We start from the raw sequence: 12,547 nt of genomic DNA on the forward strand, positions 1-12,547 counted from the left end.
GTAGTACATGAACACGAACAAACAACTACCCATTTCTCTCCTACTAGGATTAGTGATGTGCCTATACAGTTTTTGGGCATCCGCCCAAGAGTTGTACTTCTCTACACTATCGATGCGCGACGGTCTCCCGACCAACATCATTGCAGGAATCACCCAAGACAAATATGATTTCATCTGGGTCAGCACAGGAAGCGGACTGGCCAGGTATGATGGCAACAAATTTACACTATTTAAAAAAGAAGAAGGACAAAACTCTCTCCCCTCCAATGAACTAACCTCCGTGATCTCCACGGGTGACTATGTATGGGTTGGGAGCTGGGATGGCCTCTGCAAAATCAATGTCAAGACCTTTGCAATCACTCGGATCGATCTCGGAGGCTCCAATACCATCCGAGTACTGCACAAAGGGCACAACAATACGCTTTGGATCGGAACGGCCAAAGGACTCATCCAATACGATCTCAAGACCAACCAATACACCTCCTACAATGCGGAGCAAAACAAGCTCTCCCACAACATGGTCCGCAGCATCCACCAAGACCAAAATGGCGCAGTATGGGTGGGGACCTACGACGGACTCAATGTTCTCAAAAAAGGAAAGAAGCACTTTGAACCCGTCTCTCTTGCCAAACGCCCTGAATCGGAACATCAAAACCACCTCATATTGGACATCAAACCCTCGATCAACAACGACCCCAACCTATGGATCGGGACCGAGCTAGGGCTCTATCGCGTCAACATCAACAGCACAGAGTCTTACGCCTTTACGGAAGAAAATGACCAACTGAGCAATCCGGTGATCAAATGCATCTACACCGACCAACAAGGAGAGCTATGGCTGGGTACGGATTTTGGACTCAACCGATTCGAACCGATCACCAAGTCCATCACTACGCACTTTCACAATCCCCAGCTCCCCTACTCCATCGCCAACAATGTCGTGATCCAGATCTTCGAAGACAAGAGCGGCGTGGTCTGGTTTGTCACCTCCAACGGGCTCAGCCGAATGAACAAGTACGGCAATTTCTACTCATTTCATGACATCTCTTATGAAGCCAACGGACAAGTCATCGGCAATCAAATCAAATCTTTCCTCATCGGGTCTAAAGGCGACTACTGGCTCGCCACACAACATGGTGTGATCCAGATCGATCCCCACACGGGAGACAAGACCATCTACAACACCCAGTCGCCCCCTCCTCGACGCATCTTGCTCGACAATGTATCCACCCTCGAAGAAGACTCCTATGGACGCATCTGGATAGGAACCGCCAGTGGGATCAATATCTGGGATCGCCAGCACCAACACATGACGGTCATCAAATCGGATTCAGCCAACGGGCTGCAATCCAACTACATTGGCAACTTCACCCAGCAACCAGATGGCACGCTCTGGATGAGTGCTTGGCAAGGGGGGCTCTACCAAATCATCGGCGATAGACAATCCCTCCAAGACATCCGATTCGCTGAGGTCACCGCACTCGAGTCAGGCTCAGAAAAACACGTGTATGGAGGAGCTGCACTCTGGACCATCGAATATGACAAACTCTACCGCATAGACCCACATACGCTAGAAGCACAAGCTGTCGATCGCTTCAACCAAGCGGCGGCCAATCACGTGATCTACACCCTCTACTATGCAACCAACGACCAGATCTGGGCCAGTACACACGACGGTCTCATCCAGTACGACACCCAGCGTGATGTAGTCACAATGCACCCCTTCTTGACGGGCAATGACGAGATAGTCAATAGCATCATCGAAGACGATGCAGGAGACATCTGGAGTATCACCAATTCATCACTACAAAAAGTATCCCCCGACAACCAACGCATCGAAATTTTTCCTTTGGACCCCAATCTCCCCATCAAAAGCTTCTATTTTGGCTGTGCCGCCAAAACACACGATGGACAGCTCATTTTTGGTGGTGACAATGGTTTCATTCAGTTCTCCCCCAATCAAGCCACTCCCAACGACTACATTCCCTCTGTATATGTGACCGACTTGGAGATCAACAACCAACCCATCGCCATCGGCCAACAGCTCGATGGTCGTACCCTGCTCACCCAGGACATTTCCTTCGTCGACCACTTGGTTCTCGACTATGACGAACGATCCTTTGCCCTCCAGTTTTCTTCATTGGACTTTTGGCAGCCCGACAAAAACCTCTACACCTACCAACTCCAAGGACTAGAAGACACTTGGCATCAAGTCTCTGGAGCCAAAAACCTCGCCATCTACTCCAACGTCAAAGCAGGCGACTACACCTTTGTTGTCAAGGCACTCAACAATTATGGTCTAGAAAGTGAAGCCGTCTCACAACTCGACATCACGATCAATCCGCCGCTGTTTCTCAGCGGCTACTTCATCACACTCTATGTAGTCCTCTTGCTGATTCTCGTCTATTATGCCCTCACATTTTACTCCACGAGAGTTCACCTCAAAAACCAACTCAAAATCACTCGGCTAGAAGTACAGCATGCCGAAGAAATCGAACGTACCAAAGAAATCTTTTTCACCAACATCTCGCATGAGCTCCGTACACCGATCAGTCTCATCCTACCCCCCATTCATCAAATCCAAAACAAAGGCATCCTCGATACGGAAAGCAGCAAACTGATCGCCTTGGCGGAAAAAAATTCCGTCCGCCTCCTACGTCTGGTCAATCAGATCTTAGACTTCAACAAAATTCAAAATGACAGCCTCCAACTCAAAGTGCGTCGTATCGAACTGGTCTCCTATTGTGAAGAAGTCTTCTCCATGTTTAGCGACAAAGCCCAGCGACACCACATCGAATACCAGTTTGACAAGCAAATAGCTGAATATGACGTATGGGTCGATGTAGAAAAAGTCGAAACGATCCTCTTCAATCTACTATCCAATGCCTTCAAGTTCACCCCCGATCGTGGTAAAATCCAGCTCTCTGTCTCTGTGGACACCAAGCAGCCAGACTACAAAGAGGGAACCTTCAAAATCGAAATCAGCGATTCAGGAGTTGGCATATCCAAAGAAGACCAGAGCAAAATATTCGAGCGATTCTACCAAGCCGAAGACGGCAAGCGCAAAGAATCTGGTAGCGGTATCGGCCTCACCCTCGCAGCAGAATATATCGAACTACACCACGGAGAAATCATTGTGGATAGCCACATCGGACTAGGCACGACCTTCACCATCCATCTGCCCCTCGGCAAAGCTCACCTACCGATCGATACCCTAGAGACTGATGCTCCTATCGAGCTACGCGCAGTTCCTTCGGTCCACGGGCGCCAAAACGGCGCCAAATACTACCAACTCGATCTGGCCTCTGACAAACCAACCGTCCTCATCATCGAGGACAACAACGACATGGTGGAGTTCATCCAAACAAGCCTGAGTCACAAATACAACTTTGTCGCGGCAGAAAACGGCCAAGAAGGCCTCATCAAGGCCAATAATTTTCTCCCTCAGGTGATCATAAGCGACATCATGATGCCCGTCATGGACGGCATCACACTCTGCCGAGAGATCAAAAACGACCCCAAAACCAGTCATGTATCGGTCATCCTCCTCACCGCCAAAGCCCTCATCTCCAACAAGGTCGAAGGAATCAAAACTGGGGCGGATGCCTACATCACCAAGCCCTTTGAGATGGATCTGCTCGAAGCACACATCGACCAGCTCATCAAACGCAAAGTAGAACTCACCGAGTTTTTTAGAAAGGACTTGATCCAACTACCCAATACCACTGATGCCGCCAACAACGAGGACAACATTTTCGTCAAGCGCGTGATGGACATCATAGAGGCCAACATCTCCAATTCCGAACTGACCGTCGACATGATCAGCTCCGAGATGGCCATGAGTACCACACACCTCTACCGAAAGCTCAAAGCTACGACGGACCACTCGGCCAAGGAGATCATCCAAAAATACCGCCTCAAAAAAGCCTCTCTTCTCCTACAAAACAAAGAAGGAAATATCACTGAGATCATGTATCAAGTCGGATTCTCTAGTCTCTCCTACTTCTCCAAATGCTTCAAAGCAGAGTTTAAGCTATCACCCAAAAAATACCAAGAGAAATTTGAAGGAGACAGAAGCAAAGTCAACTAAAGATACGGCTGGAGCATGAGTTTGAGAATCTCCGCACCCATGCATTCCTTTCTACTACAGGATGATCGAGTCAATCCATTTTGGCGCGACTGCCTAGTTTGATGACTTCTAAGTCACTGATCTTGCCTAGGCTCAAAGTGAAGCGCAGCAATGTCCGCTCTTTATGAAAACCGTGCCTACCTGCCGCACCAGGGTTCATGAATAGTACGCCTTTGTGTTTCGGGTCATGCATCACCGTCAGAATATGTGAATGCCCGCAAATGAATAAATCGGGCCTCCACCGCTGTATCAAGGGCTTGACACGAGGGTTGTAGCGAGGAGCCTTGCCTCCAATATGTGTCATCCAGACTTTGACTCCCTCGCACTCGAACTTCTGATCCTCAGGAAACAGCTGGCGCACATCCTGCCCATCGATGTTGCCATAGACCCCCAGGACAGGCTTGAACGCCCCCAACTCCTCGATCAGCCCCGCATGACCTACATCTCCTGCATGCCAAATCTGGTCCACGTGCTTGAAGTATTCAAAAACCTGTGGATCCAAAAAACCATGCGTATCTGATATCAATCCAATCCGCATATTTATTTGATCTCTTTGGATTCGGTCGAGTTGACGAATAGCACGTCACCTACGTCCTCAAACCCATCGAAGAGCTCAACTCCTTTCTGTTTGATGGCTTCTGATCGGAACCCGACAATCGTCAGGTCTGCATCCTTTGAATACTCGTTGATCAGCTCCTTGTTGCTACGCTCAACCTCTCGCTCGATGATCGTGACGTTGTTGGCAGAGATCGGTAGCCTACCAGATTTGATAAGCTCCAGTAGCTCCTTTTTCTCCTCTTCCATCTCAGACTTTTGGACGATCACAGAGATTTTTATTTCGGCCTTTTTCCACTGGGGGTGGCCCAAAATCACATACCCCAACAAGATCATCAAATTGGAGTTCATATAATCCGATGGTGTCACCCATATATGAATTTCGGTCTTCACCTCCAACCCTCGATCGCTACTCGCCAAAATACAAGTATCAAATCCTGACGAACGCACCATGGCGTAGTTTTCCATGATATCGGTCAAGTTCTCAGGGTTAGATTTTGAGAATTCAAATAGGATCATATTGTTTTCCTTGCCAGACACACTCGGGAGCTGCAGCGTCTGAGCAATAGCCGAAGTGTAGGATGGGGACACCATTGTATCGACGTAGACATTGCTCTCGGAGATATCTGCCACTCGAATGAGTCGTCCAAGCTCCTCTTTGGATTGCTTGTTGGTCTCTTTCGAGAAATAACCTTTGATGAAGTGTAAATAAGTCCCAAAACCGTAGCGATGCGAAATCCACCGCATCATCTCAAAAGCCGCTGGTCTCTCAAATGCATCACCAGAGATACAAATCACGGATGGACGCCAGTTTTGATCGTCTTTGTCTGCCTTCTGAATGAAAACCTGTATCTGACGGATCAGTTGGAAAATCACCCCTTGAAAGATATTGGCCATGCCAGCCTTTTCTTTGTTGAACCGCGAAAGCGCCAAGTAAATCAATACCATGATCATCATCGAAAAGAAAGCATATGCAGCATCCATCTTGAACACCATAAACAAACACATCACTGCACCCAGAAGCGAGATGTACCACTTGGACCGAAAGGCAGGGCGATACGAAGGATCCGCTGCAAAATGCTGAAAAAACGAGATCGTACAGATCGAGCCATACGTCACCATAAAAAACATCGAGATCACCTTTGCCACCGAATTGATATCGCCCAAAGCGACAAAAAACAAAGCGATACCTACAGTCACCAGTGTGGCGTTGATGGGTTCGTTGCTGTCTTTCTTCCCTTTATTCAAAAAAGCATTCAAACCATGACTCGGAAAAATCTTGTCCCCAGCCAACGCCTGCAATGTCCGTGGAGCCACCATGATGGATCCTAGTGCCGACGAAATCGTCGCAGCAGCCAAACCAATCGGTATGATTGCCCCCCATAGTGCGATTTTAGACATGATCAATGGATCTGATACCAGGTCCGATGGCGTAGCGTTGACCGCCAGTTTGTAAGCAATGAAGACATAGATCACCATCCCAATGAGAGTCGCCGCGAGTGTCCCCAATGGGATCGATTTTTTAGGTTCCTTCAAATCGCCAGACAAGCCCACTCCAGCAGTCATGCCTGTAAATGCCGGAAATATGATCGCGAATACCACAAAGAAATCGTCGTTGGACGGGACATGCGCCAACATATCAAACTTCTCAAGGTTGACTTGATAATCCGTACTCCCCAAGAAGAACATGACCAATGATACAAATAGTGTAAACACGACTCCATAGAGTGCCTTCATACCCAAGTCCGCGCCTTTGGTAAGCATGAGGATACTGAGTAGCACAATCGCTGGGATGCTGATCATTCGCTTGTCATAGATGACGATACCTTGAGTATCTGCCAACCACGCGATCACTGGGTCAAAAGCTTCCGCAAATGCAATGATATAAAAGGCTACACTGATGGCCTGAGATAGATACAGGGCTACTCCGATCGATGCACCGATATTGATCCCAAAAGACCGGGAAATGATGTAATACTCTCCTCCCCCCTCTACTTTTTGATTGGTCGCAATCTCAGCGATAGACATAGCTGTCGGTACAGTCACAAGGTGCCCAATCAATACGATCGCCAATGTACCCAAGAAGCCGACACTACCTACCGCATAGCCAAACCTCAAAAACATCACCGCACCGAGTATGGTAGATATCGCCGTAAAAAACACGGGCAATGTCCCAAAATTAGCTTTCTTCTTTACCAGTTCTTTCATTTCTATTTCTTTAGTCGCATGCGCTTGAATACTTCCCCTGCACTGACGAACAACTCGTACTCTTCACTACTCTCGTGGTACAACACAGCTAGTTTGTGCTTGGTCTTCAAAGGCTGACGGTGCAGCAATCCTCCATCCATACGATACATCCATGCGGTTTCGTTGACCGAGTCTATCACAATGATCACACGATTGTCTTCACTGAAGGTATAGTACTGGTATTCCAAATTGTCCGCAGGTGACTCGATCACGAACAAACTCTCTAGGTCCTCTCCAAAAAACTCTACACTCCCCTTCTTGTTTCGTACGACGATGAAATTTTCTCCGTCATTTGAGCCGATCAACTGGAAATTCTCTTGTGCATCGTCCTTACGTAATTGTCCTTTTCGGATGACCTCCCCTAGCAAGTTGAACACGATGAGGCCTCCGTTGCTGGTCATTGCACTGATTTCAGTTGTTTTGGGACTAGCGCCTTTCTCAATGTGCAGCGGGCTGGAAATCGGACCGTGCAGATCCAACGGAAACCCATCTCTAGCAGACCCTCTACGCTCCATTCCATATGCGACTCCATTGTCCTGCAAGAACATCATGTAGTCGTTGGTCTTGACACGCAAGTGCACACCTCCCATGACCGGTTCACCTGCCAGCTTGATCGGATTCCACCCTTTGAGTTCTTTGCCTGTTTTGTCCATCAGATAGTAAAACCCTTTTTCAGTAGCAACCAGTATGCGGTAGTTTTTCGAATTGTCATAATCAATCAACGAGAGGAATTTGATCGGTTCGCTCGCCTTGATTTTCTTAGGATAGCCAGGGATATACGCTCCTGTACGATCCACTACATGCACTTCTTGAGAAGTCGAAAAGAGGTACTGCAGCTTCCCATTTTTATAGTAATCAATCTGTAGTACGGGACTCGTCAACACCTCAGCCAAGGGGATTTCCAACACACGACGGTTGTTTGCCGCCACCAAACTCAAGCGATACAATGAATCCTGCACCATCAATTCCAGCGTACGGTCGTTGTGGTTGCGCACCGCATAGGGCTTGGTGATCAATGGGGCTTCAAACGCCAGTTCTCCAGCCAACTCAAACTCCTGTGGACGCTGATGCTCGGTCAACTGACCTGGATGGCGCACACTCACGTTGGTGTAAAACTTATTGTCCACTCCTGTAAACTGAATCGCACCGTATTCGAGCTGCTTGAGTACCGGTTTGTTTTCTTCGATGTATCGGCTCCACTCGTCATTGAAAGTAGTCCCCATCACACCCCAGAGTCCCGAAGACTTGACATACACACTGAGATTTGCATCATCATTGGTCGATTCCAAAAACGCATTCGTCTTGATGGATTTTCGCCATGTATTTTCCGCATCAATGTCGTCAATCAACACCTCCAATGCGTGCTGTGTATTGCCAATGAATACAAAATCCCGTCCCACATAGTAGTAGCTCGTCGCAAACCCCTCAAACAAATCACCAAACATCCTCGCAGGCAACTCGTCGAGCATGATCTCACCGATGATGCGGTTGGCATATGTCTCGTGATAAAACGACGTATCAGGGTTCGCATCCTTGGCCAACAGCTCGAGGTAATTTTCCGCACGGATCATGTCTTTGTGCTTGATGCAAAATATCTTTTCCCTGTCTAAATTCTTTTTGGACTCCAGTACAAACAGGCCGATTTCACTGTCCACAAACTCATAGAATTTATCTACATCAAATCCATATTTGTTTTCGATCTCTCCTATGCGTGTCAGCTGTCCAGGGTTATGCTTTCGCCAATAGTTTTTGAGTCCCTTGTGCCAGTCCCTCACCTCATCAAAGGACATATGTATCACCAATGACGAGCGATCGGGCACCACATTTTTCATCTCAAACCCAGTCCCCTGTACTCCCAAAAAAGAAGAGAGGTAGTTGACATGCGCAGTATCGATATACGAGAATCCGGAAAACTCCAAGTCTGAGTTTTCAACCGTCACATCGAGATAGATCAAATCCGTCAGCCACTTGAGATTGCTCCCGTTGACATCTATAGGGTCGACAAAGTGATGCACGAAGCTATTGAGTTCCTGCATATTGATATAAAGCCTTCCTTCGCCCAGAACGGTTTGATTACTGGTTGACTCTAGCGCGATATTACGTGTATAGGGGTTGGGCAATTTGCCCTCCAAACTTCGGATCGCGTCATCCACCAAAAACGGCGAAAAACTCATAATCAAGTAGTTGCGATAGAAAATATAGGCCAGCTGAATCTCTCCCTTTTTAAATTCCGTGATGGTATAGCCCTGGTAGATTCGCTCACTTTTTCTAAATCCCTCCACTTCGGTGAGGTAATCCACTGCCTTCGCCAAGAAATCATGTTGCTTGAGAGCCGAGACCTCCATGATGTAGAGGTTTGCAAGTCTCCCCTGAGCACCTTGGTGTACTGATATCAACAAGTCATTTTCGCCAACGATACGTTGGATATTGAAACCTCCACCGATCAGTGAATCCAAACTGTCGAGCGAGGCACCTACTTGTGTCAACTCGGGCAAGCGTTTGAGATTTACGAGCACCTTCTTCTTCTCATCAGACGACAGCAGTCTCGCCCAGTTGGTTGGCTGAAACACCAGGATGGAATTCTGAGGAACAAAAGACCATTTGGTAATACTGGCATAGTGCAAATGAAAATAAAAATAGATGCCAGATCCGATCAGAACTAGAAATACGGGAAGTAGGATAAGGGTTCTTTTCACACGCGTCTTTTTCTGCAAATTATTCAGTGCAACATACTTATGCAACTATGGCTTCATAGTTATTTGCAATGCCCCAAGAAGACACTACTCGTCAGTCAAAAACGGGTTACTTTCGTTTCAATCTAGACATTATGCTACTGGATTTCTCTTCTCTTTCCTTAGACTCCTCCTTCTTCTTGGGCTCTCTATCTTGCTTAGACCTATCCTCTGCTACCGGAGTAGCATCCACTTTGAATTCTACCTTCTTCCTCGGCGCTACCTCTCTCCGTGCAGGCCGATCTTCTTCGGAGCGCTTGCTCCCATCATAAAGCTCATATTCCAACAATCGACAGTCGATCTTGGCATTTTGAAATTCCGTACGGCTCTTGGTTCTCAACCCGATGACCTTGGCCAGACTCGTATTTCCTGTGAAAATATACCCCATCTTCCCCTTGCAGGATTGTTTGAAAAAGTCCCCAATATCCTTGTACACAGATTTGAGCATTTCTTCCTCGCCGAGTCGCTCTCCATACTCAGGATTGAGCATGATCACCCCTGGGCCCTGAGGGATAGGAGATTGTTCGAAGGGTACCTTTTCAAATGTAATCATATGCTCCACCCCTGCAGTTTTGGCATTTTGACGCGCTGCATCGATCGCATCCCCATTCCAATCCGTCGCGACAATCTTTGATTTAATCTTATCTTTGATGTGCACTTTGGCTAGAGCGTCCTTCCACAATTGGTTGTCATAGCCCAAAATGTGCATGAACCCAAAGTTGCGACGCTTGTACCCCGGAGGCACCTCAGCCGCCATCAAAGCCGCCTCTATCGCCAGTGTCCCACTCCCACACATCGGGTTGACAAAGCTCCCCTTGTCATCACTCCACTCCGCCGATAAAAGGCACGCACTTGCAAGCGCTTCGATCATCGGTGCCTTGAAGGGGATCTTGCGGTACCCATGCTTGGCAATCGTTTCTCCCGATGTATCGATGTACACATGTACTTTATTGAGGTACCAATAGAGATAGACGACTGTTCGGTCACGTTCTTTACCCGAATCAGGCCGTTCGCCATTTTCTTCCTGCATCCTATCGACGATAGCATCCTTGAGCTTGAGGTTCGCAAACCGCACATCAAGGATAAAGTCGTTCTTGACGAAGGATTGAATAGATACATAACCCTTTGCAGGAATGATTTTGTGCCACGGAATCTTCTTCGCCTCCTCGTACAAATTGTCTGGTGTCGTCGCTTCAAAAGATTTGATCAACCACAACACACGGGATGCAGTACGTAGATGCAAATTGAGATCGATGACTTCTTTCCACCCCCCTTCGACAGTCACACCACTTTTATCCGTTTTGAGAATACGGTAGCCACGACCTTCTACTTCCTTTTTGAGGAGTGGCGCAATGCTGGGCTGACAGTTGATGACTAATTTGGATTGACGCATGAATGCTTGAGTTAAAAGTGAAAAGATCAAAAGTAAAAAGCTGAAAATCGCAAGCACAAGACTAGCCTCTTGGCATACTTTGCCTCTTTCAACTTTCTACTCCTTAGTTATTTAGAAAAATACTGATGAAACCAAGCGATGGTCTGGATTCCTTTGTAATAATTGAACAATCCATAGCTCTCGTTTGGAGAATGAATGGCATCCTCATCCAGCCCCATACCCAACAGGACAGTGTCGACCTTGAGCACTTCAGAAAATAACGCTACGATCGGAATACTCCCCCCATCTCTAGTTGGTATTGGTGTTTTCCCCCAAGCCTTCTCTATCGCTTCGCTTGCCGCTTTGTAGCCTTTGGCCTCTGTAGGTGTCACCGCAGGGTTGCCACCATGATGTGGGGACACCTTCACTTTGACATAGTCAGGCGCGATGCTTTCGATGTGCCTTTTTATCATTTCAGTGATTTCAGTATGCTCCTGATTGGGCACGAGGCGCGTAGATATTTTGGCGTAAGCCTTAGAGGGCAATACCGTCTTGGCACCCTCACCCGTATAGCCTCCCCAGATACCGTTGACATCCAGTGTCGGACGAATCCCCACTCGCTCCAGTGTAGTGTACCCTTCTTCACCTTTGACCGCTTCGATACCCAAATCCTTCTTGTATTCATCGAGACTAAAAGGTGCTTTGTTCAAATCCTCTCTTTCGGCCTGCGTGAGTTCTACGACTTTGTCATAAAAGCCTGGGATCGTCACTTTACCGGTTTCGTCCATCAGAGACGAAATCATCGTGCAGAGTGTATTGATTGGATTGGCCACTCCACCGCCGTATACTCCGGAGTGAAGGTCACGATTTGGACCTGTCACTTCTACCTCTAGGTAGCTGAGGCCTTTGAGGCCTACAGTGATCGACGGATGCTCGTTGCTGATGATACTCGTGTCAGAGATGAGGATCACATCCGACTTGAGTTTTTCTTTGTTGGCCTTGACGAAGTCTCCGAGGTTGTCAGAACCGACCTCTTCCTCTCCCTCGATCATGAACTTGACATTGCACGGTAGTTCGTCACAGGCGACCATCGCCTCGAAGGCCTTGACATGCATATACATCTGGCCTTTGTCATCGCAGGCTCCTCGGGCATAGATCCGCTCGTCTTTGATCACAGGTTCGAAAGGAGGCGAATCCCACAGCTCATACGGATCAGCAGGCTGCACATCATAGTGACCATACACCAATACGGTAGGCTTGGCTAGATCGATGATTTTCTCTGCGTACACGATTGGATGCCCCGGTGTCTCACAGATCTCGACATTATCCGCACCGATTTTTTCAAAGTTCGCCTTCAAAAATTCCGCAGCTTTTCGCACATCACCTTTGAACTTAGAATCCGCACTCACAGACGGGATTCTGAGCAGATCCAGCAGCTCGTCCAAAAACCTTTGTTTATTCTCTTCTAAATATTGTATTGATTTCATATTTCTGGGTTAAAAATTCTTAAAG

Annotated in this window: 6 protein-coding genes; 1 reads left to right on the forward strand and 5 read right to left on the reverse strand. The window is 47.6% G+C overall.

Annotation, left to right across the window (positions count from 1 at the left end; all coding sequences use genetic code 11):
* Positions 1 to 7: 7 nt before the first annotated feature.
* On the forward strand, positions 8 to 4,090 hold the full coding sequence (locus BFP72_RS13220; protein ID WP_099599583.1) for a two-component regulator propeller domain-containing protein: 4,083 nt from the start codon (positions 8 to 10) through the stop codon (positions 4,088 to 4,090).
* 70 nt (positions 4,091 to 4,160) lie between these two features.
* On the opposite strand, the gene BFP72_RS13225 is transcribed toward BFP72_RS13220, so the two are convergent.
* The 5 genes from BFP72_RS13225 to BFP72_RS13245 form a co-directional block, all read right to left on the reverse strand.
* The gene (locus BFP72_RS13225) at positions 4,161 to 4,667 is read right to left on the reverse strand and encodes a metallophosphoesterase (RefSeq protein WP_099599584.1); all 507 of its coding nucleotides are present in this window, start codon (positions 4,665 to 4,667) and stop codon (positions 4,161 to 4,163) included.
* Between the two features lie 2 nt (positions 4,668 to 4,669).
* On the reverse strand, positions 4,670 to 6,892 hold the full coding sequence (locus BFP72_RS13230; protein ID WP_099599585.1) for an amino acid permease: 2,223 nt from the start codon (positions 6,890 to 6,892) through the stop codon (positions 4,670 to 4,672).
* Between the two features lie 2 nt (positions 6,893 to 6,894).
* Complete coding sequence (locus BFP72_RS13235) at positions 6,895 to 9,627, reverse strand: hypothetical protein (RefSeq protein WP_143520071.1); 2,733 nt, start codon at positions 9,625 to 9,627, stop codon at positions 6,895 to 6,897.
* A 106-nt stretch (positions 9,628 to 9,733) separates the two neighbouring features.
* Positions 9,734 to 11,056, reverse strand: coding sequence for a class I SAM-dependent RNA methyltransferase (locus BFP72_RS13240; RefSeq protein ID WP_099599587.1), 1,323 nt, complete (start codon positions 11,054 to 11,056; stop codon positions 9,734 to 9,736).
* Positions 11,057 to 11,163: 107 nt separating this feature from the next.
* Positions 11,164 to 12,522 (reverse strand): dipeptidase, encoded by a 1,359-nt coding sequence (locus tag BFP72_RS13245; protein ID WP_099599588.1) that lies wholly within the window; start codon positions 12,520 to 12,522, stop codon positions 11,164 to 11,166.
* Positions 12,523 to 12,547 lie beyond the last annotated feature (25 nt).

It is taken from the genome of Reichenbachiella sp. 5M10, from assembly GCF_002742335.1.
Taxonomy (GTDB): domain Bacteria; phylum Bacteroidota; class Bacteroidia; order Cytophagales; family Cyclobacteriaceae; genus Reichenbachiella.